The sequence below is a fragment of the Parazoarcus communis genome (assembly GCF_003111665.1).
Lineage (GTDB): Bacteria > Pseudomonadota > Gammaproteobacteria > Burkholderiales > Rhodocyclaceae > Parazoarcus > Parazoarcus communis_B.
In genome coordinates this window covers 3,829,234-3,854,414 of sequence record NZ_CP022188.1, presented here as the reverse complement: position 1 = coordinate 3,854,414, position 25,181 = coordinate 3,829,234, and the positions used below count along the sequence as shown (strand labels likewise).

20 protein-coding genes are annotated in these 25,181 nt (G+C 61.6%); 12 read left to right on the top strand and 8 right to left on the bottom strand.

Features of this window, described 5'->3' with window-relative positions; translation table 11 throughout:
* Positions 1-30: 30 nt before the first annotated feature.
* From prmB to dapC, 5 genes are all read right to left on the bottom strand, one after another.
* On the bottom strand, positions 31-990 hold the full coding sequence (gene prmB / locus CEW87_RS17590; RefSeq protein ID WP_108975078.1) for a 50S ribosomal protein L3 N(5)-glutamine methyltransferase: 960 nt from the start codon (positions 988-990) through the stop codon (positions 31-33).
* 7 nt (positions 991-997) lie between these two features.
* The gene (dapE, locus tag CEW87_RS17585; protein ID WP_108977332.1) at positions 998-2,140 is read right to left on the bottom strand and encodes a succinyl-diaminopimelate desuccinylase; all 1,143 of its coding nucleotides are present in this window, start codon (positions 2,138-2,140) and stop codon (positions 998-1,000) included.
* A 24-nt stretch (positions 2,141-2,164) separates the two neighbouring features.
* Positions 2,165-3,343 (bottom strand): PilT/PilU family type 4a pilus ATPase, encoded by a 1,179-nt coding sequence (locus tag CEW87_RS17580; protein WP_108948329.1) that lies wholly within the window; start codon positions 3,341-3,343, stop codon positions 2,165-2,167.
* A 68-nt stretch (positions 3,344-3,411) separates the two neighbouring features.
* On the bottom strand, positions 3,412-4,230 hold the full coding sequence (gene dapD / locus CEW87_RS17575; protein WP_108948328.1) for a 2,3,4,5-tetrahydropyridine-2,6-dicarboxylate N-succinyltransferase: 819 nt from the start codon (positions 4,228-4,230) through the stop codon (positions 3,412-3,414).
* A 14-nt stretch (positions 4,231-4,244) separates the two neighbouring features.
* Positions 4,245-5,438 carry a succinyldiaminopimelate transaminase gene (gene dapC, locus CEW87_RS17570; RefSeq protein ID WP_108975076.1) on the bottom strand — a complete coding sequence of 398 codons (1,194 nt, stop codon included), beginning with the start codon at positions 5,436-5,438 and terminating at the stop codon, positions 4,245-4,247.
* Between the two features lie 137 nt (positions 5,439-5,575).
* Between dapC and smc the strand changes: the two genes are divergently transcribed.
* The 4 genes from smc to galU all read left to right on the top strand — a co-directional run bounded on the left by smc (position 5,576) and on the right by galU (position 13,267).
* Positions 5,576-9,112 carry a chromosome segregation protein SMC gene (gene smc / locus CEW87_RS17565; RefSeq protein ID WP_108975074.1) on the top strand — a complete coding sequence of 1,179 codons (3,537 nt, stop codon included), beginning with the start codon at positions 5,576-5,578 and terminating at the stop codon, positions 9,110-9,112.
* Positions 9,113-9,126: 14 nt separating this feature from the next.
* Positions 9,127-10,236, top strand: a complete 1,110-nt coding sequence (locus CEW87_RS17560) for a cell division protein ZipA C-terminal FtsZ-binding domain-containing protein (protein WP_108975072.1) — start codon at positions 9,127-9,129, stop codon at positions 10,234-10,236.
* Complete coding sequence (gene ligA, locus CEW87_RS17555) at positions 10,236-12,299, top strand: NAD-dependent DNA ligase LigA (RefSeq protein WP_108977330.1); 2,064 nt, start codon at positions 10,236-10,238, stop codon at positions 12,297-12,299. The genes CEW87_RS17560 and ligA overlap by 1 nt, the downstream gene beginning before the upstream one ends.
* A 65-nt stretch (positions 12,300-12,364) precedes the next feature.
* Positions 12,365-13,267 carry a UTP--glucose-1-phosphate uridylyltransferase GalU gene (gene galU, locus CEW87_RS17550; protein WP_108975070.1) on the top strand — a complete coding sequence of 301 codons (903 nt, stop codon included), beginning with the start codon at positions 12,365-12,367 and terminating at the stop codon, positions 13,265-13,267.
* Between the two features lie 185 nt (positions 13,268-13,452).
* On the opposite strand, the gene typA is transcribed toward galU, so the two are convergent.
* The gene (gene typA / locus CEW87_RS17545) at positions 13,453-15,270 is read right to left on the bottom strand and encodes a translational GTPase TypA (protein ID WP_108975068.1); all 1,818 of its coding nucleotides are present in this window, start codon (positions 15,268-15,270) and stop codon (positions 13,453-13,455) included.
* A gap of 151 nt (positions 15,271-15,421) precedes the next feature.
* On the opposite strand from typA, the gene CEW87_RS17540 reads away from it, so the two are divergent.
* Together CEW87_RS17540 and CEW87_RS17535 are read left to right on the top strand one after the other, a co-directional pair.
* Positions 15,422-16,159, top strand: coding sequence for an S-methyl-5'-thioinosine phosphorylase (locus CEW87_RS17540; protein ID WP_108975066.1), 738 nt, complete (start codon positions 15,422-15,424; stop codon positions 16,157-16,159).
* A 60-nt stretch (positions 16,160-16,219) separates the two neighbouring features.
* A complete protein-coding gene (locus CEW87_RS17535) occupies positions 16,220-16,729 on the top strand; it encodes a TIGR00645 family protein (RefSeq protein WP_108975064.1) in 510 nt (169 codons plus the stop codon).
* A gap of 67 nt (positions 16,730-16,796) precedes the next feature.
* Here the strand turns inward: CEW87_RS17535 and CEW87_RS17530 are convergent, their stop codons facing one another.
* Positions 16,797-19,370 carry a [protein-PII] uridylyltransferase gene (locus CEW87_RS17530; protein ID WP_420094118.1) on the bottom strand — a complete coding sequence of 858 codons (2,574 nt, stop codon included), beginning with the start codon at positions 19,368-19,370 and terminating at the stop codon, positions 16,797-16,799.
* A gap of 24 nt (positions 19,371-19,394) precedes the next feature.
* Positions 19,395-20,213: a type I methionyl aminopeptidase gene (gene map, locus CEW87_RS17525; RefSeq protein ID WP_108975061.1), complete on the bottom strand. Its 819-nt coding sequence runs from the start codon at positions 20,211-20,213 to the stop codon at positions 19,395-19,397.
* Positions 20,214-20,491: 278 nt separating this feature from the next.
* On the opposite strand from map, the gene rpsB reads away from it, so the two are divergent.
* The 6 genes from rpsB to CEW87_RS17495 all read left to right on the top strand — a co-directional run bounded on the left by rpsB (position 20,492) and on the right by CEW87_RS17495 (position 25,172).
* Positions 20,492-21,247 (top strand): 30S ribosomal protein S2, encoded by a 756-nt coding sequence (gene rpsB, locus CEW87_RS17520; RefSeq protein WP_108948318.1) that lies wholly within the window; start codon positions 20,492-20,494, stop codon positions 21,245-21,247.
* A gap of 82 nt (positions 21,248-21,329) precedes the next feature.
* Entirely contained in the window at positions 21,330-22,220 is an 891-nt protein-coding gene (tsf, locus tag CEW87_RS17515; protein WP_108975059.1) for a translation elongation factor Ts, read from the top strand.
* A gap of 12 nt (positions 22,221-22,232) precedes the next feature.
* The gene (gene pyrH, locus CEW87_RS17510; protein ID WP_108948316.1) at positions 22,233-22,949 is read left to right on the top strand and encodes a UMP kinase; all 717 of its coding nucleotides are present in this window, start codon (positions 22,233-22,235) and stop codon (positions 22,947-22,949) included.
* Positions 22,950-22,966: 17 nt separating this feature from the next.
* Positions 22,967-23,524 (top strand): ribosome recycling factor, encoded by a 558-nt coding sequence (frr, locus tag CEW87_RS17505; RefSeq protein WP_108975057.1) that lies wholly within the window; start codon positions 22,967-22,969, stop codon positions 23,522-23,524.
* Positions 23,525-23,572: 48 nt separating this feature from the next.
* The gene (uppS, locus tag CEW87_RS17500; RefSeq protein ID WP_108975055.1) at positions 23,573-24,352 is read left to right on the top strand and encodes a polyprenyl diphosphate synthase; all 780 of its coding nucleotides are present in this window, start codon (positions 23,573-23,575) and stop codon (positions 24,350-24,352) included.
* The gene (locus CEW87_RS17495; RefSeq protein WP_108977328.1) at positions 24,345-25,172 is read left to right on the top strand and encodes a phosphatidate cytidylyltransferase; all 828 of its coding nucleotides are present in this window, start codon (positions 24,345-24,347) and stop codon (positions 25,170-25,172) included. Before uppS ends, CEW87_RS17495 begins: the two co-directional genes overlap by 8 nt.
* Positions 25,173-25,181 lie beyond the last annotated feature (9 nt).

Genomic DNA, 25,181 nt, shown 5'->3' with positions numbered 1-25,181 from the left:
CATGCAGGCCGGCACGGAATTCCGGTGCGCTCAGTCCTGGGCGCCCGGCAGATCTTCTCGTCGCAGAATGAATACCATGTCTTCGCCCCCGCGTGTGCTGAGCCAGTTGAACGGCAGTTCCGGGAATGCACTTTCCACCAGATCACGATTGTGCCCGACTTCCACCGCGAGTATCCCCTCGGGGTGGAGATGACTGGCCGCTTCCGCGATCAATGTTCGCACGATGTCGAGCCCGTCGCTACCGGCAGCGAGCGCCATTTCGGGCTCGTGGCGGTATTCGGCGGGCAGGGCTGCCATTGCATCGGCCGTGACGTAGGGCGGGTTGCTCAGGATCAGGTCGAAACGACGGTCGCCGACATTGCTGAACACGTCGCTTTGGATCAGTTCGACCTGATCGCCAAGGCCGTAGTCGTCTACGTTGCGGCGGGCGACGGCCAGCGCGTCTTCGGAAAGGTCGACCGCAGCGATGTCGGCGTTGGGGAAGACGTGTGCCATCAGGATGGCAAGGCAGCCGGAACCGGTGCACAGGTCGAGTGCGCTGGTGACGGTGTCGGGGTCCTCGATCCAGGGCGAGAACCCTTCGTCGAGCAGCTCGGCAAAGAAGGAGCGCGGCACGATCACACGTTCATCGACGTAGAAGCGGAAATCCCCGAGCCAGGCTTCCTTGACCAGATAGGCCGTGGGTACGCGTTCGACGACGCGGCGCTCGATGTTCTCGAACAGTGCAACGCGCTCATCGGACGGAATGCAGGCGTCGAGGAAGGGGTCGAGGCGGTCGATCGGGAGCGCGAGCGAGGACAGGATCAGCCATGCGGCTTCGTCGAAAACGCTGGTGACGCCGTGGCCGCAAAAAACCTGGCCGCGATTGAAACGGGTGACGGCGTAGCGCAGCCAGTCGCGTACGGTAACGAGTTCGGCAAGCGGGCCACTTTCGTGCTCGTGGTCGTGATCGTGTTCGTCGTGCTCGTGAGCGTCGGTGTCGTGGGTCATGTCAGGGTCAGGCAGCCAGTAGAGTGCGCAGGGTGCGCATGTAAACGGTGGAAAGCGGTGCGATCGCATCAACTGCGACGCACTCGTTCAGTTTGTGGATGGTGGCGTTGACCGGGCCGAACTCGACGACTTCGCTGCAGATATCTGCAATGAAACGGCCGTCCGAGGTGCCGCCGGTGGTGGATAGCTCGGTTTCGACGCCGAGCGTTTCGCTGATCGCGCCCGACAGTGCGGCGACCAGCTTGCCACGACCGGTGATGAAGGGCTTGCCCGAGAGGTGCCAGTCGATCGTGTATTCGAGTCCGTGGCGGTCGAGCACTTCATGCGTGCGCGCCTTCAGTTCATCTGCGGTCGACACCGACGCGAAGCGGAAATTGAACATCACTTCGCATTCGCCGGGAATGACGTTGTTGGCACCGGTGCCGGCGTGAATATTTGAGACCTGCCAGGTGGTTGCGGGAAAGAACTCGTTGCCTTCATCCCAGCGGATGGTGGTGAGTTCGGCCAGCGCGGGTGCGAGCATGTGAATCGGATTGCGTGCCAGTTGTGGGTAGGCGACGTGCCCCTGCTGGCCCTTGACGCGAAGCGTGCCGGAGAGCGAACCACGGCGGCCATTCTTGATGGTGTCACCCAGGGTGTTCACCGAGGTGGGTTCGCCAACGATGCAGTAGTCGAGCCGTTCGCCGCGCGCAGCGAGCGCTTCGACGACCTTGACCGTGCCGTGGGAGGCAATGCCTTCCTCGTCTGACGTAAGCAGCAGCGCAATGCTGCCGCTGTGGTTCGGGTGATCGGCAATGAACTGCTCGATCGAGGTCACGAATGCGGCGAGCGAGGTTTTCATGTCGGCCGCGCCACGGCCATAGAGCATGCCGTCGCGAATCGTGGGCTCGAACGGGGGGCTGTCCCAGCGCTCGAGGGGGCCGGTCGGGACAACGTCGGTGTGACCGGCAAAGCACAGTACCGGAGCATGTTCACCGCGGCGTGCCCAAAGGTTGCAGACGCCGCCGACATCGATACGTTCAAAGCGGAAACCGAGCGGGGCGAGACGTGCCTGAATCAGGTCAAGGCAGCCGGCATCCTCGGGGGTTTCGGAGGCACGTGAAATCAGATCGCAGGCAAGTGCAAGCGTCGGGTCGTCGGGGAGGGACATGTTCATGTTTTATTGTGTGCGGTACTAGCCGTTTCCGTCCAGGTGCAGGGTGAATTCACGGAAGGAGGCGCCGTCGGGCTGGGTGCTCTCGAAGTCCGTGATCTGCGGGGCCGGTTTTTCGTTGTCGGTCTTGGCGTTGGGGTTGAACTGGGCGTTGTTGATCAGCCACGACAGGTTGGTTGGCGAATCGGAGTTGGCCAGGGCCTCGTCGAGGGTGATGATCTTTTCGTGATAGAGACGGAACAGGTCCTGCTCGAAGGTCTGTGAGCCGGGGGCAAGGCTTTGCTCCATGGCTTCCTTCACCGCATTGATTTCGCCACGTTCGATCAGTTCCGCCACATGACGGGTGTTCATCAGGGTCTCAACTGCCGGAATCCGCCTTCCGTCGGGTTTGCGGACCAGGCGCTGCGAGATGATGCAGCGCAGTGCAACGGAAAGGTCGAGATAAAGGAGGGAGCGGTTCTCCATCGGGAAGAAGTTGGAGATCCGGTTCAGCGCGTGATAAGCATTGTTGGCGTGCAGGGTGGCCAGGCACAGATGCCCGGTCTGCGCATAGGCGAGCGCAGCCTGCATGGTTTCCTTGTCGCGAATTTCACCGATCAGGATGCAGTCGGGCGCCTGACGCATGGCGTTGCGCAGGGCTTCGTGCCAGCTATGGGTGTCGATGCCGACTTCGCGCTGGTTGACGACCGACTTGCGGTGCTTGAACAGATACTCGATCGGGTCTTCAACCGTCAGGATATGCCCGGTGCGGTTACGGTTGCGGTGGTCGATCATCGACGCAAGCGTGGTCGATTTGCCGGAACCCGTGGCGCCAACCACGAGTACCAGACCACGTTTTTCCATCACGACATCATTCAAGGAGCCAGGCAGGCCAAGGCTCTCGATGGTTGGGATGTCGCCCTGGATGAAGCGCACAACCACGGCAACCGAATTGCGCTGGAGAAACACGTTGACCCGGAAGTTGCCGACATCGCGACGACCAAACGAGAGGTTCAGCTCCTTGTCGCGCTCGAAGTGCTCGATCTGCTCCGGCGTCATCATCTCGTAGATCATCTTCTGGGTCATGGCGGGATCCATGACCTGCTGATTGATCGGTACGGTATGACCCTGAATCTTGATGTGGATCGGAGCACCCGCCGTGATGAAGATATCCGAGGCCTGTTTTTCGGCCATGAGCTGGAAAAGCTTGTCGAAAATCATTGCTTCGGACTCCCGGGCAGGTCAATCAAATACGGGGCCGAAGCCCCGTTGAAGGCAGAAACGTCGGATCAGGCGCGCAGCAGATCGTTGATGGCGGTCTTGGCGCGGGTCTGTGCGTCCACTTTTTTCACGATGACCGCGCAGTACAGGCTGTACTTGCCGCAGGCCGAAGGCAGGCTGCCGGGCACGACAACAGCGCCGGCCGGGACACGGCCGTAATGCACTTCGCCGGTTTCGCGATCGTAGATCTTGGTGCTCTGGCCAATGTACACACCCATCGACAGCACGGCGTTCTCTTCGATGATCACGCCTTCGACGACTTCCGAGCGCGCGCCGACGAAGACATTGTCCTCGATGATCACCGGTCCGGCCTGGATGGGTTCGAGCACGCCACCGATCCCGACGCCACCCGACAGGTGCACGTTCTTGCCGATCTGGGCGCAGGAACCGACGGTTGCCCAAGTGTCCACCATGGTGCCTTCATCGACATAGGCGCCGATGTTCACGTAAGAGGGCATCAGCACCACGTTCTTGCCGATGAAGCTGCCCTTGCGTGCGACGGCAGGCGGCACCACGCGGAAGCCGCCTTCGCGGAACTGTTCGGGGGTGTAATCGCCGAACTTGGTGGGCACCTTGTCGAAGAAGTTGAGGCTGCCGGCCGGCATGACTTCGTTGTCACGCAGACGGAAGGAGATCAGAACGGCCTTCTTGATCCACTGGTTAACCACCCACTGGCCATCCTTCTTTTCGGCAACGCGCAGTGTGCCGGCGTCGAGGCCTGCAATCACGCTTTCCACGGCATTGCGGATCTCGGCCGGAGCGGAGGAGGGCGACAGGCTGGCGCGGTTTTCGAAGGCGGTGTCGATGATGGTTTGCAGTTCTTGCATTTGAGGGGGCTCTCTTACAGTTTTTGACAGAAGGCGACGATACGTTCCGCCGCTTCCACACATTCGGCGGTGTCGGCCACGAGCGCAATGCGCACGAAGCCGGCGCCGGGGTTGATTCCGCCGGACTCGCGGGCGAGGTAGCTGCCGGGCAGCACCGTCACATTATATTCAGCCTGCAGGCGACGAGCGAACTCGGTGTCGGGCAGCGGGGTACGCGCCCACAGGTAAAATCCGGCGTCCGGCAATTCGACTTCGAGGCAGGCTGACAGCATGGGCGTGATCAGGGCGAACTTTTCGCGGTACAGGCGGCGGTTTTCTGCGACATGGGCTTCGTCATTCCAGGCTGCAATCGAGGTTGCCTGCACAGTATTGCTCATCGCGCAGCCGTGGTATGTGCGGTAGCGCAGAAAGTCCTTGAGAATGCGTGCGTCGCCGGCGACGAATCCCGAGCGCAGACCTGGGACGTTGGAACGCTTGGACAGGCTGGAGAACATCACCACGTTGCGGAAGTCGGTGCGCCCCAGACGGTGGGCCGCCTCGAGTGCGCCGATGGGGCGTGCGTCGTCGTCGAAATAGATTTCCGAATAACATTCGTCCGCCGCAATCACGAAATCGTGCTGGTCGGAGAGTTCGAACAGGCGCTGCCATTCTTCCTGGCTGAGAACGCGCCCGGTCGGATTGCCCGGCGAACACACGAATACGAGCTGCACGTCGCGCCAGGTTTCCTCCGGAATGCTGTCGAAATCGGACGCGAATCCATTGCCTGGCACATTGTTCAAAAACACCGGCTCAGCGCCGGCCAGGAAGGCCGCGCCCTCGTAGATCTGATAGAAGGGGTTCGGACACAGCACTTTGGCGCCCGGTCGCTTGCCGTCTATTACGCACTGGCCGAAGGCGAACAGCGCCTCGCGCGATCCGTTAACCGGCAGTACCTGGCTTGCCGCGTCGATCGCGGGCAGGCCGTAACGTCGCTGCAGCCAGCCGGCAATGGCACCGCGCAACGCATCCGAGCCCTGGGTGGTGGGGTAGGTCGCGAGTCCGTCGAGGTTGTCGGCCAATGCCTGACGAATGAAGTTCGGCGTAGCGTGCTGGGGTTCGCCGATCGAGAGCCTGATGGGCTTGAGGCCGGCAGGTGGCGTAATACCCTCGAACAGCTTGCGCAGTTTTTCAAACGGGTAGGAGTGCAGACGGGTCAGGTTCGGATTCACTTTGGAACACTTTTCATCCGGTTCTGAGGCCGGACCGAAGGGGTCGTAAAGGCCGAAGATGTTATCATGCGCCGCCTTCCCGGCATTACCGAATCCGGGTCTTATCACCCTGTTTCCCACACTGCCTGCGCCCCATCGTGCGTCTTTCCAAGCTCAAACTTGCCGGTTTCAAGACCTTCGTCGATCCGACGACCGTGATCATGCCGGGTAACCTGGTAGGGGTCGTCGGTCCCAACGGTTGCGGCAAGTCGAACATCATCGACGCGGTGCGCTGGGTGCTGGGCGAGACGCGGGCGTCTGCGCTACGCGGGGAGTCGATGCAGGACGTCATCTTCAACGGCTCGACCACCCGCAAGGCGGTGTCGCGTGCGAGCGTCGAGATGGTCTTCGACAACAGCGAGGGCCGGGCGTCGGGGCAGTGGTCGCGCTATGCCGAGATCTCGGTCAAGCGGGTGCTCGACCGCAGTGGCGATTCGAGCTACTACATCAATAACGTTCACGTACGGCGCAAGGACGTGATCGATGTCTTTCTCGGCACCGGGCTGGGTCCGAGGGCATACGCGATCATCGAGCAGGGCATGATCTCGCGCATCATCGAGGCGCGCCCCGAGGATATTCGTGGTTTTCTGGAGGAAGCCGCGGGGGTCACCAAGTATCGCGAGCGGCGCAAGGAAACCGAAGGCCGTCTGTCGGATGCACGTGACAACCTTGCCCGGCTGGACGACATCCGCACCGAGCTTGGCGAACGCATCGGGCATCTTGAGGCCCAGGCGGAAATTGCTGCGCGATATAACGCGCTCAACAACTCGCACATCGAGAAGCAGCAGTTGCTGTGGCTGATCAAGCGCAATGAGGCACGATCGGAGCACCAGCGTCTGGTCGCGGAACTGAACCAGAACAGCCTGCGGATCGACACCGACAGCGCCCGCCTTCAGGAACTCGATAGCGCGATCGAGGCCAGTCGTGAAGCACATTTTTCCGCGTCCGAAGCGGTGCATCTCGCGCAGAGCGACCTCTTCGCCGTCAGTGCCGAGGTCACCCGCCTCGAGACCGAACTGCAGCACCTTGGCGACGCACGCAAGCGGCTCGAGGCCAGTCTGGCCCAGCTTGAACTCGATCAGGCACACTGGGTGGCACGCCGCGAAACCATGGGTGGCGAACGCGAGCGCTGGGAGGCGCTCGCCGAGAACGCCGCGATGCGCGCCGAGCAGGCCGAAGGCCGGCATGTCGAAATTGCGGACAGATTGCCTGATGCGGACGCCGCCCGGCAGGCGGCTGACGGCACCGTGGCGGCTGCGCGTCGCGAACTCGCTCAGACCGAGCAGCAATTGCGGGTGGAAGAGGCAAACCGCGCGAGTGCGACCCGTGCGCTGGACGCCCTGCAGCAGCGTCGGGCCCGCCTTGAGGCCGAACGCGGCGCGATCCAGGGGCCGGACGCGCGTGCGCTGGCGGAGCGCGAGGCGCGCGTCGAGGCGCAGCAGGACGCGCTCGAGGAACAGCAGGGGGCGCTCATCGATCTTCAGGGCCGTTTGCCGGATGCGCAGGCTGGGCTGAAGCTTGCGCTGGATCACGAACGTACGGTTCAACGCCGGCTGACCGAATTGCGCGCCCGGCGCGATGCGCTGGTGCAACTGCAATCCAGGGTGCAGTCGCAGGGCAAGCTGGGCGACTGGCTCAAGCGCCATGGTTTCGTTGAACTGCCGCCGCTATGGCGCAGTCTGCGCGTGGCAGAAGGCTGGGAGGCCGCGGTCGAGGCCGTTCTCCGCGAACGCTTGTCGGCCCTTACGCTCGACCAGGGAGGCGCCGACGAGGTTGCACGCGGGATGCTCGACGAGTTGCCGCCCGAGTCGCTCGCGCTGGCGCTGGGTGGTGTGCCGATGTCCGCAGCGGTCTCATCCCCGCCAGCGGGCACCACACCGCTGATCGAGCGCGTGCAGTTGCTGGACGAAAGTCTGCGTCCGCTGCTGGAAGACTGGCTGCGCGGATGTTACGCGGTCGAGCATATCGAGGACTGGCTGCAGCGACGCGGGCAACTGGACGCGGATGTCTGTCTGGTGGGAGCGCGTGGTCAGGTGCTGAGTCGTCATGCCTTGATCCATTTTGTGCCCGATAGCCGCACGCATGGCGTCATGGAGCGTCAGCGCGAGATCGATCAGCTTGCAGAGCAACAGCACGCTCTGGAAGACGAAGCCCGTGGCGCGCACGATGCACTTCTGGCTGCCGAGGCGGCCGCGGCCGACCTGCAGGAGCGCATCAATGGCTTGCGCCGCGAGCTTCAGGGCGCACAGGCGCAACTGCATGCCGAGCAGGTTGACGTGCTCAAGCTCAGTCAGGCGCTGAGCCGTGCCGAAGAAAGGCGCAGCCAGCTCGAACGCGACCTGGACGATCTGGTGCATCAGGAAGCCACCGAGCGCGAGCACCATGCGCGTGCCGAGCTCGAGCACGCCCGCGCAATCGAACTTGCAGAGCTGCAGCGCAACCGGCTCGATGCCGCGAGCGAAGTACTGCAGGAGCGCGAGCAGAGCCTGCGCGAACTGCGCGCGCTGGAACAGGCCTGTGCCCGGGATCTTCAGGAAGCACGTTTTTCGGAGCGGGAGTGTGCGGGCAAACTCGAGGACATTACCCGCAATGACCAGCTCGCCACCGAGCAGCTCGAGCGCATCGCACGGGAAACCAAGGCACGGGCGCAGGAACTCGAGGCCATCGACGATGCGCGCAGCGCCGATGCGTTGCAATCCGCGCTTGCGATGCGTACGAGCCGGGAAGCCGCCCTGGCGTCGTGCCGTGACGCGCTGGAGCAGATGACGACGAAGCTGCGCCAGGTCGAGGAATTGCGCATGCGCACCGAACAGGAAGCCGCGCCGGTGCGCAACCGGGTTTCCGAGCTCAGACTTGCGGTACAGGCAGCAGAACTGGCGTCCGCGCAGTTCGAAGAACGTCTGGTCGAGGCCGGGGCGGACGAAGCCGCGCTGGCGCCGCTGCTGGCGTCGGACCCGAAGGAAACGACCCTGCAGCGCGAAGTGGCTCGGCTGGGACGTGAAATTGCGGAACTTGGGGCGGTAAACCTTGCCGCACTCGACGAACTGCGGGCGGCATCCGAGCGCAAGGGATACCTGGATGCGCAAACCGAAGACCTCCTCCAGGCCATTGCTACGCTGGAAGATGCCATTCGCCGCATCGACCGCGATACGCGTGAGCAGCTGCAGGAGACCTACAATACCGTCAATATGCAGTTCTCCACGCTGTTCCCGCAGCTGTTCGGGGGCGGGCGCGCGGAGCTGGTGCTGACTGGCGACGAGATTCTCGATGCAGGCATCCAGATCGTGGCCCAGCCGCCGGGCAAGAAAAATGCCTCCATTCACCTGCTTTCGGGCGGAGAGAAGGCGCTGACGGCGATTGCGCTGGTGTTTGCGATGTTCCAGCTCAATCCCGCGCCCTTCTGCATGCTTGACGAGGTTGATGCGCCACTGGACGATACGAATACCGAGCGCTATGGACAGATGGTGAAGCGCATGTCATCGCAGACGCAGTTCATCTTCATCAGTCATAGCAAGATCACGATGGAGATCGCGCAGCAACTGGTCGGGGTGACCATGCAGGAGCAGGGCGTGTCGCGCGTGGTGGAAGTGGATATCGAAGAGGCGTTGCGGATGGCCGAACCGGCCGCAGCGTAACAACAGGAATAATTATGGACAGCGAACTTCAGATTGGGTTGATCGGTGCGGGTGTGGCAGGCTTCATCGCCATCGTCGCCTACAACAAGTGGCAGGAGCGAAAGCACCGCAAGCAGGCCGAGGAGGCGTTCCGCTCCGACCATCGCGACGTGCTGCTGGAGCCGGGCGAGGGGCCTCGTGCAGAAGGGGCCTCAGCGCGGCGCGAGCCTGCCGAGGACGATGTTGCGCCGGCAAGTGCCGCGCCGTCCCGTCCCTACCGCGACCCCGCACCCAAACGGGTGCTGCCTGATTACCCCGAGGCCCTTGATGTGCGTGCCGACTGCATCATTCGGGTCGAAGCCATCGAGCCGCTCGACGCGTCTCGCCTGTGGGCAGCACAGCAGGAAGCACTCGATGGCCTGAGCAAGGCCGTGCGCTGGTTTGGATTCGATGACAGCGAGAATCTGTGGCATCCGCTGACGCCTCACAGTGCCGGGACCTATCACTGGTTCTGTGTCGCCCTGCAACTGGTCGACCGTCAGGGGTCGATCGGCGAAGGCGACTACATCCGCTTCTCGGGTGGCGTGCAGCGAGTGGCTGAACAGTTCCTTGCAGTGCCGGCCGGCCTGCCGGCACGCAGCGAGGTGCTCGGCAACGCGACAGAACTCGACCGCTTCTGCGCGGATGTCGATGTGCAGATCGGGATAAACGTTGTTTCCGCCAATGGCCAGCCCTTCCACGGTACCAAGATTCGCGGACTGGCCGAAGCCGAGGGGCTGGTGTTGCGTGGCGATGGCAGTTTCCACGCCTGCGACGAGGACGGGAACACCGTGTTTACCCTGTGCAACCTCGAGCCGACCCTGTTTACATCCGAAGGCATGCGCAGCCTTCAGACCAACGGCGTCACGCTGGTGATCGATGTGCCGAGGGTGGCCAACGGTGGTGCGGTGTTCGAACGCATGATGCAGTTTGCCGGCCACCTCGGCAGCACGCTTGGCGGCGTCGTGGTCGATGACAATCGTGCGCCCTTCGGGCCGGAGGCCGCGGCCCTGATCCGTGCGCAGATCCAGCAGTTTCAGGAACACATGGCCGAGCAGCGTATTCCGGCCGGCGGGTCACTGGCCAGGCGACTGTTTTCTGCATGATGCCGGCTGACAGCAAGACGATCGAGCGCGCAGCCTGGCTGCGCGCCGAACTGGCCCGGCACGAGCACGCCTACTATGTGCTCGACGCGCCGACCATTCCCGATGCCGAGTACGACTGCCTGTTCCAGGAGCTGGAGGGCATCGAAAAGACGTTTCCTGAGCTTGCAAGCCCGGACTCGCCGACACGGCGGGTTGGCGGCAAGCCACTGGCGCAGTTTCCCGCCGTCAGGCACCGCATCCCGATGCTGTCTATCCGCACCGAGACGGACACCGAAGAGAGCGGGGCGCATGCCTTCGATGCGAGGGTGCGCCGAGAGCTCGGTCTCGACGAAAGCGACCCGGACGTGGAGTACGCAACTGAGCTCAAGTTTGACGGCCTCGCCATGAGCCTGCGCTACGAGGATGGGGTGCTGGTTCAGGCTGCAACCCGCGGTGACGGCGAGAATGGCGAGGATGTCACCAGCAACGTGCGCACGGTGAGGGCGATTCCGCTGCGTTTGCGCGGTGATGTGCCGCCGGTGCTGGAAGTGCGCGGCGAGGTCTACATGCGCCGCGATGACTTCGAAGCGCTCAATGCGCGTCAATCCGCAGCGGGCGAAAAAGTCTTCGTCAATCCGCGCAATGCCGCAGCCGGCAGCATCCGCCAGCTCGATCCGGGTATTGCAGCACGTCGCCCCCTGTCGTTTTTCGCCTACGGCCTGGGTGAAACCGTGGGGTGGAGCATGCCGGCAACGCATGCCGGCATGCTCGATGCATTGGAGGCTTTCGGTTTTCCGGTGTGCAAGCATCGTGACGTGGTTGCAGGTGGTGTTGGCCTGGCAGGCTTTCACACCCGGGTCGGCGCGTTGCGTGACAGTCTTGCCTTCGATATCGACGGCGTCGTCTACAAGGTCAATTCGCTTGCCCTGCAGCGCCAGCTTGGCTTCGTGACGCGCGAGCCGCGCTGGGCTGTCGCACACAAGTATCCGGCGCAGGAAGCCGTGACGCGTTTGCGTGGTATCGAAGTACAGGTGGGACGTACAGGGGCGGTGACGCCCGTCGCCCGGCTCGAACCCGTGTTCGTCGGCGGGGTGACGGTGACCAACGCCACCCTGCACAATCAGGATGAGATCGATCGCAAGGATGTTCGACTCGGCGACTGGGTCATCGTGCGCCGTGCGGGCGATGTCATTCCCGAAATCGTCGCGCCGGTGACCGAGCGTCGTGAGCAGGATCTGCCGCGCTTCAACCTGCTTGAGAGCCTGCCTCAGCGTGACGGCCTGCCGTGCTGTCCGGTGTGCGGCTCGCATGTGGTCAGGGGCGAAGACGAGGCCGTTGCACGATGTACTGGCGGGCTCTACTGCCCGGCACAGCGCAAGCAGGCGCTGCTGCATTTTGCGGGTCGCCGTGCAATGGATATCGAGGGACTGGGCGACAAGCTGGTCGAACAGCTTGTCGATGGCGCGATCATCAAGACCCCGGTCGACATCTATCGCCTCGGCATTCTTGCGCTGGCCAATCTCGAACGCATGGGCGAGAAGTCTGCGCAAAACCTTCTGGCGGCGATCGAGAAGAGCCGTCACACAACACTGGGAAGATTCATCTTCGCGCTTGGCATCCGCAACGTCGGCGAGGCCACCGCGCGCGACCTTGCGCTGCATTTCGGCAATCTGGATGCGGTGATGGCGGCTGACGAGACGCGCCTGCAGCAGGTGCCCGACGTCGGTCCGATTGTCGCGAAATGCATTGTCGATTTCTTTGCCGAAGCGCATAACCGCGAAATCATCGAGCAGTTGCGCGCTGCGGGGGTCGAGTGGGCTGAGGGTGAGCCCGCACCCGTCCCTTCTGGCGCAATGGCGGGCAAGACCTTTGTACTGACAGGCAGCTTGCCGACGATGAGTCGCGATGAGGCAAAGGCGCTGATCGAGGCCAAGGGCGGCAAGGTGACAGGTTCCGTCTCAAAGAAGACGGATTATCTGGTTGCCGGTGCGGATGCAGGCTCGAAGCTGGCGAAGGCGGAGTCGCTGGGTATCGACATTGTCGACGAGGCCGGCCTGCTCTCGTTGCTGGCCAGTGCTGGCTAGGTCTTCCACGGACACGATCAAGCATTCTCAACGTTACAGAACAGCAACACCGAGGAGTCGAATACATGAAGAAAGTCACCAAGGCCGTATTTCCCGTCGCCGGCATGGGCACCCGTTTCTTGCCCGCCACCAAGGCGAGTCCGAAGGAAATGCTGCCGATCGTCGACAAGCCCCTGATCCAGTACGCGGTCGAAGAGGCAGTGGCGGCGGGTATTACCGACATGATCTTCATCACGGGCCGCACCAAGCGCTCGATCGAGGATCACTTCGACAAGGCGTATGAACTGGAAACCGAGCTCGAGGCACGCGGCAAGAACGAGCTGCTCGAGATCGTCAAGAAGACCGTGCCTAAAGGCGTCAACTGCATCTACATCCGCCAGTCCGAAGCGCTCGGCCTTGGGCATGCGGTGCTGTGCGCAAGCCATGTCGTCAGCGATGAGGCTTTTGCGGTCATCCTCGCCGATGACCTGCTCGACAATCCGGGCTCCTCTTCGGTGATGCAGCAGATGGTTGGTGTCTACAACTACCATCGGTGCTCAGTGCTCGGAACCATGAACGTGCCGCGCGAGGAAACCCGCCAGTACGGTATCGTCAGCACAGAGAATCAGAACGGCGACGTGCAGCGCGTTACCGGCATCATCGAGAAGCCGAAGCCCGCAGATGCGCCGACCACGCAGGCAGTGGTTGGGCGCTACATCCTGACACCGCGTATCTTCGATCACATTCGTGCGCTGAAGCCGGGTGCCGGTGGCGAGTATCAGCTGACCGATGCGATCGCGTCCCTGCTTAAGGAAGAGGCGGTCCTGTCATACCAGTTCCAGGGGGTCAGATACGATTGCGGCTCCAAGATGGGCTATCTGAAGGCGACCATCGAGCTTGGTCTGCGTCACCACGAGATCGGCGAAGAGCTCGCGAGCTATCTCAACGAGCGCTTTTCCACCGGCGTCGCCAAGAAGAAGGACAAGTAAGCCCCGGGCTGTCGTCTGCCTTCGCGATTCCGACAGGAAAACGTCGAAGGCAGACCGCGTCGTGCCTGCAGCGATGCAGAATGTCCCGGAATGCCAGGCGATCTGCGCGCAAGGCGCAGCCTGAAAAGAAAAACGCCCCGCCTGATCACTCAGGCGGGGCGTTTTGCTGTCAGAAGCGGCCTGGCTTAAGCCGCGTCGCTCTTGGCTGCACGCTTGCGGTCGTTTTCCTTGAGGTGACGCTTACGCAGGCGGATGTTCTTCGGGGTGATCTCGACGATCTCGTCGTCGGCGATGAATTCGATTGCCGACTCGAGCGACAGACCGATCGGCGGAATCAGGCGAACCGCTTCGTCGGTACCGGACGAACGCACGTTGGTCAGCTGCTTGCCCTTGATCGGGTTAACGACGAGGTCGTTGTCGCGGGTGTGGATACCGATGATCATGCCTTCGTACAGTGCTTCACCCGGGCTCACGAACATGCGGCCGCGATCCTGGAGGTTCCACAGCGCGTAGGCAACCGCGTCGCCGTCGTTCTGCGAGATCAGCACGCCGTTGCGACGCTCGGCCATGGCGCTGGCCATCGGACCGTAGTCGTCGAACACGTGGCTGGCCAGGCCAGTACCACGCGTCATGGTGAGGAATTCGCCCTGGAAGCCGATCAGGCCGCGAGCGGGGATGCGGTACTCGAGACGCACGCGACCCTTGCCGTCCGGCTGCATGTCCTGCAGTTCGCCACGGCGGCGGCCGAGCTCTTCCATCACGCCGCCCTGGTGATCTTCTTCCACGTCGACGGTCAGCATCTCGTACGGCTCGCACTTGACGCCGTCGATTTCCTTGAACACGACGCGCGGGCGACCCACGGCCAGTTCGTAGCCTTCGCGACGCATGTTTTCGAGCAGGATGGTCAGGTGCAGTTCACCACGGCCCGAGACTTCGAACACGTCGGAGTCGCTGGTGAAGTTAACCCGCAGAGCGACGTTCTTGAGCAGTTCCTTTTCCAGGCGCTCGCGAATCTGACGGCTGGTGACGAACTTGCCTTCACGGCCGGCGAGCGGCGAGGAGTTGACCATGAAGTTCATGGTCAGGGTCGGCTCGTCCACCGCGATCGGGGTCATGCCTTCGAGGTTCTCGGGGTCACAGATCGTGACGCCGATGTTGACCTGCGAAAGACCGGCCACGATCACGATGTCGCCGGCTTCGGCAGATTCGGCCGGCGAGCGCTCGAGACCCTTGAAGGTCAGAATCTGGCTGATCTTGCCCTTGCCGCGGTTCTCGTCGCCGTACATCACGACAACTTCCTGGTTGGGGCGGATACGACCGCGCTTGATGCGGCCGATACCCATCTGACCCATGTAGGTCGAGTAGTCCAGCGAGCACACCTGCATTTGCAGGGGGCCTTCCGCGTCCACTTCGGGTTGCGGCACGTGCTTGAGGATGGCTTCGAACAGCGGGCGCATGTCGGTGCGCTCGTCTTCCTCGTTGATGACGGCAAAGCCGTTCAGGCCGGAGGCGTACACGACCGGGAAGTCGAGCTGCTCGTCGGTTGCGCCGAGCTTGTCGAACAGGTCGAAGGTGTGGTTGATCACCCAGTCGGTACGTGCGCCCGGACGGTCGATCTTGTTGACCACGACGATCGGCTTCAGGCCGAGGGCAAGTGCCTTGCGGGTCACAAAGCGGGTCTGCGGCATCGGGCCTTCGACCGCATCGACCAGCAGCAGCACGCTGTCGACCATCGACAGCACGCGCTCGACTTCACCGCCGAAGTCGGCGTGTCCCGGCGTGTCAACGATGTTGATGTGGGTGTCGCCGTACTGGATGGCACAGTTCTTCGACAGAATCGTGATGCCACGTTCCTTCTCGATATCGCCCGAGTCCATGATCCGCTCGCCCATCTGCTGGTTCTCACGGAAGGTGCCGGACTGGCGCAGGAGCTGGTCAACCAGGGTCGTCTTGCCGTGGTCGACGTGGGCAATAATTGCGATGTTGCGGATGGAACGGGACATGGGCTCGGGAAGTCTTTGAAAAGTCGATCATTCTAACACGTGCTATCGCGGCGCAGCATGAATCTTCAGCGTCATTTCTCTTGCGGTCGCGTGCAGGGCGGCAAAGTGGGCGCGTGATAGAATTCGCGCCGTTTTTCAGCGGAGAATTCTAATGCTCGCAATCATTGGCGGCACCGGTCTGACGCAGCTTTCCAGCCTCGAGATCGTCCGTCGCGAAGTCGTTCGCACCCCTTATGGCGAGCCCTCGGGGGCGCTGACGTTTGGCGCCCTGTGCAATACGCCTGTCGTGTTTCTTGCGCGGCACGGCTATGGCCACACGATTCCGCCGCACCAGGTTAACTATCGGGCGAACATCTGGGCGCTCAAGGAGGCGAAGGCCAGTGCGATCGTGTCGGTCGCTTCGGTCGGCGGCATTCGTGACGATTACGCGCCCGGCGCGCTGGTCATTCCGGATCAGGTCATCGATTACACATGGGGCCGCAAGAGCACGTATTTCGACAGCGTCGACAAGCCCGTTCGCCACATTGATTTCACGCGTCCCTATGACGAGGCCTTGCGTCAGCGCCTGCTGGCAGCCGCCGCCTCAGCCGGTGAGGCCGTATTTGATGGCGGGGTCTATGCGACCACCCAGGGGCCGCGGCTCGAGACCGCAGCCGAGATCAATCGGCTTGAGCGTGACGGCGCCGACCTGGTCGGCATGACGGGCATGCCGGAGGCAGCGCTCGCGCGTGAGCTCGACGTGCCGTATGCGGCGATCAACGTCGTGGTGAACTGTGCTGCAGGGCGTTCGTCGAGCGAGCAGGGCATTCATTTCGACGATATCGAAGTCGTTCTGCAGGCTGCGATGGTGCGGGTGCACAATCTGCTGGAGCATATCTGCAAGGACTGAGCGCGGTGTAATGCTGCGCTGCTACAATCCATCGCTGTTCAATTCGCGTTGCGGAAACCCATGAAACGAATCGAAAACGCTTTCGAGCATCTGCTGTTTTCCAGTCGCTGGCTGATGGCACCGGTCTACTTCGGGCTGGTGCTGGCCATGGTTGTATTGCTGATCAAGTTCACCAAGGAAGTGTTTGGGATCTTCGGCAGCATCATGACGGCCACGGGTGGCGATTTGATCATCGGGGTGCTGTCGCTGGTGGACATCGCACTGATCATGAATCTGCTGATCATCATCATGTTCAGCGGTTACGAGAACTTCGTCTCCAAGATGGACGACCTGCACAGCCATCGAGACCGTCCGGACTGGATGGGGCACATCGGTTTCTCCGATCTCAAGATCAAGCTCATCGGCTCGATCGTTGCCATTTCCGGAATCGAGTTGCTCAAGGCCTTCATGAACGTCCAGAATCTGAGTGACCGCGAGCTTGGATGGATGGTCGGCATCCACATCACCTTCCTGTTTTCGGGTGTGCTGTACGCGCTGATGGATCGCCTGCACGGCAGCAAGGGGCACTGAACGGTCACCCGGAATACCAACGTCCGCAGGCAATCGGGGCGGCTCGCAAGAGCCGCCCCGATTGCGTTTACACCTGCAGTCTGTCGATGAGTTCCTGTTCGATCCGCAAGACTCGGGCGTCCTGAGACAGACCCCCTCCGGTAAGAAGGAAGGTGTCTTCGACGCGTTCGCCAAGCGTTGCAATCTTTGCGGTTTCGACGCTGATCCCGTGCTTTGCCAGAATCTCCGCGACGTCGTACAGCAGGCCGGGACGATCCGATGCGGTGAGCGACAGGATGTGGTGGCGCCCGGCCTCGTCGGCGCGAAGGCTGACCTTGGGGGTGACCGGAAAGTGTCTGACCTGGCGCGACACGCGTCCGCTTGCAGGGCGCTGCGGCTCGTCGTGGTTCACCAGCAGGATGCTGAGTTCGTGCTCGATGAGGGCGACGATGTCGCGATAGCTCGCACTACGACCGCTGTCCTGCAGCATGAAGCTGTCCAGTGCATAACCGTGACGGGTCGTATGCACCTTGGCGTCAAGAATGGTGAAGCCGAGCCGGCCGAAAAAGCCGGTAAGGCGAACGAAGAGATCCTTCTGGTCGCGGGCGAAGACCATGACCTGGACACCGTCCTCTTCGTCTGAAACGCGTGCCTTTACGACGGGTTCTGCCGAGCTGGGACGGAAGTAGAGCACCCTGGTGTGCCAGGCAATTTCTTCGGGCGAATGGCGCATGAAGTACACCGCATCCAGTTGTGCCCACAGTGCATCTTCCACGCCTTGGCGCAGGCCGTGGTAGCGCAGCAGGTGGCTCGCATTCTCCTGGCGGTCGTCAAGTCCCAGGGCTTGCTGCGGCGTCGCGCCACGCAGCAGGCGCTGGGTGGCAAAGAAGAGGTCTTCCAGGAGTTTGCCCTTCCAGCCGTTCCATACCTTGGGGCTGGTGCCCCGGATGTCTGCGTGCGTCAGCAGATAGAGTGCCGTCAGTCTGCGCTCGTCGCCGACCGTGGTTGCAAAGCCGTGAATCACATCCGGGTCAGAAGTGTCTTCCTTTTGCGCGACATGAGACATGGTGAGATGGTGCTGAACCAGCCAGACGACCAGTTCGGCGTCATCCTTGTCGATGCCGTGATCACGACAGAAATCACGCGCGTCGGTCATGCCGAGCTTGGAGTGATCGCCGCCACGGCCCTTTGCGATATCGTGGAAGAGGGCTGCGATGTAGAGCAGCCAGTAGCGATCGAAACCGAGGATGAGCCGGGTCATCAGCGGGTATTCATGCGCATGCTCGCCCATGCTGAAACGGCGGACGTTGCGCAGGACCATGAGGATGTGCTGATCGACCGTGTAGGCGTGAAACAGGTCGTGCTGCATCTGGCACAGAATCTTGCGCCACGGCGGCAGGTAGCGCGACATGATGCCGTACTGGTTCATCTGCCTGAAGGCGTGAACGACGCCGCGCTTCTGGGTCACGATCTCCATGAAGAGGGCGCGATTCTTCGGATCTGCTCGAAACGCGGCGTTAACGCGCTTGCGATTGAGCCATACCGCGCGCAGCGTCCGCGCCGTCATGCCCTTCAGTTCGGAGCGCTGCTCCAGGAGCAGGAAGCATTCAAGCAGGGCTGAAGGCGTGCGCTCGAAAACATTGTCATTGCGGATGTCCAGCAGTTCGCGAACGGCCTGGAAGCGGCTGTTGATGACGATCGCGGGCGAATTGCGGTCGGGAAAGATCTCGGTGCCGTAGTTCTGCAGCAGGATGCCGTTGATCTGGGTGACCGTCTTCGCCGTAAGGTAATAGCGCTGCATCAGGATTTCGGAGGCACGCTTTGCGGCAGTGGCCTCGATGCCCATGATGTGGGCCAGTCTTTCCTGATGATCGAACAGCAGCCTGTCCTCGGCGCGGCCCGCGAGGTAGTGCAGGCGGATCCGCACGTGCTGAAGGAAGCGCTCGACGCTGCGCAGGTCGCTTGCCTCCTCGCCGGTGATCAGGCGGCGGCGGGCAAGTTCGCGCCAGTTCCGGCCCAGTCCCGCCGCGCGGGAGATCCACCCCAGCATCTGCAGGTCGCGCAAGCCGCCGGGACTCTCCTTGCAGTTGGGCTCAAGTTCGTAGGGTGTGTCGTGGTAACGAGCGTAGCGCTGCTCCTGTTCGAGTTGCTTGGCCTTGAAGAAGGCGCGAACGTCGAGCTGTTCGCGATAACGTTCGGTAAAATCCTTGAACAGGACGGCATTGCCCATGATCAGGCGTGCCTCGAGCAGCGTGGTCTGCACCGTGATGTCGCCAAGCGAAGCGTCGAGGCATTCTTCTATGGTGCGCACGCTATGCCCGATATCCAGGCCAACGTCCCACAGCGCCCCAACCAGCATCGACAGCTGAGACTGCAGGGCTTCGTCAGGCGGTTCGGGCAGGAGAATCAGCAGATCGACGTCCGAGCAGGGGAAGAGCTCGCCCCGGCCGTAACCGCCCACCGCGACCAGCGCAACGCTGGCCGGAATGCCGCTGGCTTTCCACAGCCTCCCGACCGTGCCGTCTACGAGTTTCGATCGGCCATGAAGCAGCTGCGCCGTAAGCGGATGCGCTTCATAGGCGGTTCGCAGGTTTGCGTGTCCGTCGATCAGGTGCTGGCGTTCGTCGTTGATGGCTTGCTGCAGTGGATCGCTTGAGGTCAAGATTGTCTTTCCTGCTGAGCGCCCTCAGGCGAAACGGTCTGCAACGAGTGCAGGTGGCGGGGGGCAGTTGGCCGACAGTGTGAGCACTTCGACGCCGGTCTCGGTCACCACGATGGTGTGTTCCCACTGTGCGGACAGGCTGCGATCCTTGGTGACAATGGTCCAGCCGTCAGGCAGTTCGGAAATCGCGGCCTTGCCGGCGTTGATCATTGGCTCGATGGTGAAGATCATCCCCGCTTCGAGCTCGACGCCGGTTCCCGGCTTGCCGTAGTGCAATACCTGAGGTTCTTCGTGGAACTTGAGTCCGATTCCGTGCCCGCAGAATTCGCGCACGACGGAAAAGCCACTGCCTTCCGCGTGACGCTGAATGACGTGGCCGATGTCGCCCAGTCGCGCGCCCGGGCGAACTGCTGCGATGCCGAGCCAGAGGCACTCGAAGGTCACCTGGCACAGGCGCTTGGCCAGAATAGAGCCCTCCTTGCCGACGATGAACATGCGGCTGGTGTCGCCATGAAAGCCCTCGGGCGTAATCACGGTGATATCCAGGTTGACGATGTCACCCTTCTTCAACGCCTTGTCGCTCGGTACGCCATGACAGACCTGATGGTTGATCGAGGTGCAGATCGACTTCGGGTAGGGCGTGTAGCCCGGCGGCGCATAATTGAGCGGCGCAGGGACGGTGTTCTGGACCTTGACCATATAGTCGTGGCACAGGCGGTCGAGTTCGCCCGTGGTGACGCCAGGCTGGACAAAGGGCTCGATGTAATCAAGGACCTCTGCGGCCAGGCGGCAGGCGACGCGCATCTGCTCTATTTGCTCTGCGGTCTTTATCGTGATGCTCATGGTGGGGGAGGGGGATGCTGTAAAAGGTCTCTAGGCTAGCGCATGCGTCCTCTGCGGGCAAACCCGACATTGCATCTTGGCTTGAGCGGCGTCATGTCTCAGTGCTATCATCACGGGCTTGTCTGCTTACGCAGGCAAAATCCACACGCCGAATCGATCGGGGTCCGCATGCAGACCATGTCTGTTGCGGCTTAGGTGCGAAAAGCTTGTCCGGACGGGTGTCCGACAGCGCTTCGCATCCGGTTCGGCGGAGGCTAACCCTAGATCTGGAGTTTCACATGTCAGTAACAATGCGTCAGATGCTCGAAGCGGGCGTTCACTTTGGTCACCAGACCCGCTTCTGGAACCCGCGTATGGCCCCGTACATCTTCGGTCATCGCAACAAGATTCACATCGTCAACCTCGAAAAGACGATGGTCAAGTACAACGAAGCCATGGATTTCGCTCGCAAGCTGTCGGCGAACCGCGGCACCATCCTGTTTGTCAGCACCAAGCGCCAGGCTCGCGAGATTCTCGCTGAGGAAGCGCGTCGTGCCGGCATGCCTTTCGTTGATGAGCGTTGGCTCGGCGGCATGCTGACCAACTTCAAGACGGTCAAGCAGTCGATCAAGCGCCTGAAGGAAATGGAAGCGATGGTCGAAGACGGCTCCATGGAGCGTCTGAGCAAGCGCGAAGCCCTGACCGCACAGCGCGAAATGGACAAGCTGCAGAAGAGTATCGGCGGCATCAAGGACATGGGTGGTTTGCCCGACGCACTGTTCGTGATCGACGTCGGTTACCACAAGATTGCCATCACCGAAGCCAAGAAGCTTGGTATTCCGGTCGTGGCCGTGGTTGATACCAACCACTCGCCCGAAGGCGTGGATTACGTGATTCCGGGTAACGATGACTCCTCGCGCGCTATCCGTCTGTACGCCCGTGGTGTGGCCGATGCCGTGCTGCAGGGTCGTAGTCAGGTGCTGCAGGAAATCGTGTCTGCCGGCGGCGACGAGTTTGTTGAAGTCGAAGAAGAGAACTCCCAGGAACAGGCCTGATCCTGCCTCGGGGTTGAAACGATAGTTTTCCGCGGCGGGCCGGTGCCCGCCGTGTGCTGTAAACGAACATTCAGGAGTTAGCATGGCGGAAATCACCGCAAGCATGGTCAAGGAACTGCGCGAGAAGACTGACGCGCCGATGATGGAGTGCAAGAAGGCACTGACCGAGGCAACTGGCGATATGGCCAAGGCTGAGGAAATCCTGCGCATCAAGCTCGGCAACAAGGCTTCCAAGGCAGCAGCCCGTGTTACCGCTGAAGGCATCGTCGGCACGCATCTGTCGGCTGATGGCAAGCTGGCAGCAATGGTCGAGCTCAACTGCGAAACCGACTTCGTGGCGAAGAACGATGACTTCATCGCGCTGGCTGCTTCGCTCGCGACCCTGATCGCCGAGAAGAACCCGGCCGATGTCGACGCGCTTGCTGCGCTCGAGCTCAACGGCCAGACCGTCGAGCAGTTCCGTTCGGCGCTGGTCGGCAAGATCGGTGAAAACATCACCGTTCGTCGCTTTGTCCGCATCGAAGCGAAGGGCAGTGTTGCCAATTACATCCACGCCGGTGCGCGTATCGGCGTGCTGATCGACCTGGTTGGCGGCGACGAGCAGATGGGCAAGGATCTCGCGATGCACATCGCCGCGTCCAAGCCGAAGTCGCTTGACTCCACTGGCGTGCCTGCCGATCTGATCGAAGCAGAGCGTCGTATCGCGATCGAGAAGGCTCGCGAAGCCGGCAAGCCGGAAGCGATGCTTGAAAAGATTGCCGACGGTACGGTTCAGAAGTACCTGAAGGAAGTCACGCTGCTGGGTCAGCCTTTCGTCAAGGACGACAAGCAGACCGTCGAGGCACTGCTCAAGTCGCGTTCGGCTTCGATCGCCAGCTTCACGCTGTATGTGGTCGGCGAAGGCATTGAAAAGAAAGTGAACGACTTCGCTGCTGAAGTGGCTGCCCAGGCCGCTGCTGCTGCACAGAAGTAAGGAGCTTTGAAAATGACCGCTGCTGCTTACTCCCGCATTCTGCTGAAGCTTTCGGGCGAAGCCTTGATGGGTGATGATGCATACGGGATCAACGAGGATGTGGTCAGCCGCATCGTCGCCGAGATTACCGAGGTGTCGCGTCTTGGTGTGCAGGTTGGGGTGGTGATCGGCGGCGGCAACATTTTCCGCGGCATGAAGGGCGCGGCTTCCGGTATGGATCGCGCCACGGCCGACTACATGGGCATGCTGGCTACGGTCATGAATGCCATGGCGCTGGCCGATGCAATGCGCCGGATGGGGCTTGAGGCGCGTGTTCAGTCTGCGCTTCGCATCGATCAGGTGGTCGAGCCTTATATCCGCGGCCGCGCGATCCGTCACCTTGAAGAAGGGCGGGTCGTCATCTTTGCCGCTGGTACGGGCAACCCTTTCTTTACAACCGACACGGCAGCTGCACTTCGCGGCGCTGAGATCGGCGCTCAGATCGTGCTCAAGGCCACCAAGGTTGATGGTGTGTATACGGCTGATCCGAAGAAAGACCCCGCTGCCCAGCGTTTTCACCGCATCAGTTTCGACGAGGCAATCGGCCGCAATCTGGCAGTGCTCGATTCGACCGCATTTGCACTCTGCCGAGACCAGAAGTTGCCGATCAACGTGTTTTCGATCTTCAAGCCCGGCGCGCTCAAGCGTGTGGTCATGGGTGAAGACGAGGGCACACTGGTTCATTCCTGATTCACGAAAGGACAACCATGATTTCCGAAATCAAGAAGACGACCGAGCAGAAAATGAACAAGTCGGTCGAGGCGCTCAAGCTCGACCTGGCCAAGGTGCGCACCGGTCGCGCGCACACGGGTCTGCTCGATCATGTGATGGTCGAATATTACGGCAGCATGGTGCCGGTCAATCAGGTCGCAAACGTTACGCTCATCGACTCCCGCACAATCGGCGTTCAGGCCTGGGAAAAGCCGATGCTGGCAAAGGTCGAGAAGGCGATTCGTGATTCCGATCTCGGTCTTAATCCCGCCAATATGGGCGAGATTATCCGCGTTCCGATGCCTGCGCTGACCGAAGAACGTCGCCGTGACCTGACAAAGGTCGTGCGTACCGAAGGCGAAAGTGCCAAGATTGCAGTGCGCAACCTGCGTCGTGACGCAAATCAGCAGCTCAAGGATGCCGTCAAGGAGAAACTGATCTCTGAAGACGACGAGCGTCGCGGCGAAGACGAAATCCAGAAACTGACGGATCGCCACGTTGGCGAGATCGACAAACTGCTCGCGCAAAAAGAGCAGGAGCTGATGCAGATCTGATCTGCCACAACCGAATGGCCCGCCAAGGGCCATGCGTGGAGTCCATTGATGGCAGATTCTGGCTTTACCAGTTCCACCCGTGCCGTTCCGGCAGCCAGCGGTGTGCCCCGGCATATTGCGATCATCATGGACGGTAACGGGCGTTGGGCGAAGAAGCGATTCATGCCGCGCGTCGCCGGCCACAGCCGGGGCGTGGATACTGTCCGCGCTACCATCCGGTCCTGCATGGATCGGGGGGTCGAGTACCTGACCCTGTTCGCCTTCAGTTCCGAGAACTGGCGCCGTCCCGCCGATGAAGTCTCATTTCTGATGCAGTTGTTCATCAAGTCGCTGCAGAAAGAGGTGGATCGCTTGCACGAGAACGGTATTCGCTTCCGCGTGATCGGGGACGTCTCACGTTTCGACAAGAAGCTGGTGGACGTGATCCATGCAGCCGAAGCCCTTACCGCAGGCAATACCCGCTTTAATCTCACGATTGCTGCCAATTACGGTGGCCGGTGGGACATTCTTCAGGCGGTTTCAAAAGTCCTGGCCAAGCATCCGGGCGAAGATGTCCCTGTTACTGAAGAGGCGCTTGAGGCCGAGCTTTCGATGAGCTTCGCGCCCGAGCCAGACCTTTTCATCCGCACCGGAGGCGAGCAGCGCATCAGCAATTTTCTGCTCTGGCAACTGGCCTACACCGAACTGCACTTCACCGATACCCTTTGGCCCGATTTCAATGCCAAGGCGCTCGGTCGCGCAATAGAGTCCTACCAGGGGCGTGAGCGCCGGTTTGGTCGCACCAGCGATCAGGTGAAGGATGCTGCAAGTGCGGGGCGTCATGCTTAAGACGCGGATCATCACTGCGTTCATTCTGCTGTTCGGCCTGCTTGGTGCGGTTTTCATGTTGCCGGCTTCACTCTGGCTCGTGTTTTGTGCGCTGGTCTGCGGAGGTGCGGCGTGGGAGTGGGGCGGACTCGCACGCTTCGCTGCGCCCGGTCGCACGATCTTTGCGGTTCTGACCGGCGTGCTGTGCGGAGTGCTCGGGGCATTGTCCGGACTTGGTGGAGCGTCGGCGCCTGTTATCGGCCTGCTGGCGCCGCTTTATCTCGCCAGTGCGCTTTTCTGGGTACTCGTCATCCCGTTCTGGTTGCGGCTGAAATGGCGCCTGTCGAGCGCTGGCATGGCCATCGTGGTGGGGCTGGTGGTGATGGTGCCGCCGGCGCTGGCGCTGGCGCATCTGCGTCAGCTCGGACCATGGTTGCTGCTGGCGGTCATGGCAATGGTCTGGGTTGCGGATATTGCCGCCTATTTCAGCGGACGCGCATTCGGCCGGCACAAGCTTGCACCCGGCATCAGCCCGGGAAAGACCTGGGAGGGTGCGTTCGGTGCGGCTGCGGGTGTTAGCGTATTCGGCTATGTGCTGGTCTTTTTCTTTGCTGCTTTCGAGATGCCGGGATGGCTGTATACGGCAGCCTTGCCGTTGCTGCTGGCATTTACCGCGGTCAGCATCATTGGTGACCTGTTCGAGTCGCTGCTCAAGCGTCAGGCCGGCATCAAGGACAGTGGTGCAATCCTTCCCGGTCACGGCGGCATTCTCGATCGCATCGACAGTCTCACTTCAACCCTGCCAATGGCGGGCCTGCTTGCCCTCTGGCTCGCACGCTGACAATCTGAC

Excerpts from the sequence above, each read along its gene's own strand:
- map (WP_108975061.1), bottom strand. The coding sequence starts at position 20,213 with ATGAGCATCACGATAAAGACCGCAGAGCAAATAGAGCAGATGCGCGTC.
- CEW87_RS17580 (WP_108948329.1), bottom strand. The coding sequence starts at position 3,343 with ATGATTTTCGACAAGCTTTTCCAGCTCATGGCCGAAAAACAGGCCTCG.
- frr (WP_108975057.1), top strand. The coding sequence starts at position 22,967 with ATGATTTCCGAAATCAAGAAGACGACCGAGCAGAAAATGAACAAGTCG.
- uppS (WP_108975055.1), top strand. The coding sequence starts at position 23,573 with ATGGCAGATTCTGGCTTTACCAGTTCCACCCGTGCCGTTCCGGCAGCC.
- prmB (WP_108975078.1), bottom strand. The coding sequence starts at position 990 with ATGACCCACGACACCGACGCTCACGAGCACGACGAACACGATCACGAC.
- typA (WP_108975068.1), bottom strand. The coding sequence starts at position 15,270 with ATGTCCCGTTCCATCCGCAACATCGCAATTATTGCCCACGTCGACCAC.
- galU (WP_108975070.1), top strand. The coding sequence starts at position 12,365 with ATGAAGAAAGTCACCAAGGCCGTATTTCCCGTCGCCGGCATGGGCACC.
- CEW87_RS17495 (WP_108977328.1), top strand. The coding sequence starts at position 24,345 with ATGCTTAAGACGCGGATCATCACTGCGTTCATTCTGCTGTTCGGCCTG.
- dapE (WP_108977332.1), bottom strand. The coding sequence starts at position 2,140 with ATGTCCCTCCCCGACGACCCGACGCTTGCACTTGCCTGCGATCTGATT.
- ligA (WP_108977330.1), top strand. The coding sequence starts at position 10,236 with ATGCCGGCTGACAGCAAGACGATCGAGCGCGCAGCCTGGCTGCGCGCC.
- rpsB (WP_108948318.1), top strand. The coding sequence starts at position 20,492 with ATGTCAGTAACAATGCGTCAGATGCTCGAAGCGGGCGTTCACTTTGGT.
- CEW87_RS17535 (WP_108975064.1), top strand. The coding sequence starts at position 16,220 with ATGAAACGAATCGAAAACGCTTTCGAGCATCTGCTGTTTTCCAGTCGC.
- tsf (WP_108975059.1), top strand. The coding sequence starts at position 21,330 with ATGGCGGAAATCACCGCAAGCATGGTCAAGGAACTGCGCGAGAAGACT.
- CEW87_RS17540 (WP_108975066.1), top strand. The coding sequence starts at position 15,422 with ATGCTCGCAATCATTGGCGGCACCGGTCTGACGCAGCTTTCCAGCCTC.
- CEW87_RS17560 (WP_108975072.1), top strand. The coding sequence starts at position 9,127 with ATGGACAGCGAACTTCAGATTGGGTTGATCGGTGCGGGTGTGGCAGGC.
- dapD (WP_108948328.1), bottom strand. The coding sequence starts at position 4,230 with ATGCAAGAACTGCAAACCATCATCGACACCGCCTTCGAAAACCGCGCC.
- pyrH (WP_108948316.1), top strand. The coding sequence starts at position 22,233 with ATGACCGCTGCTGCTTACTCCCGCATTCTGCTGAAGCTTTCGGGCGAA.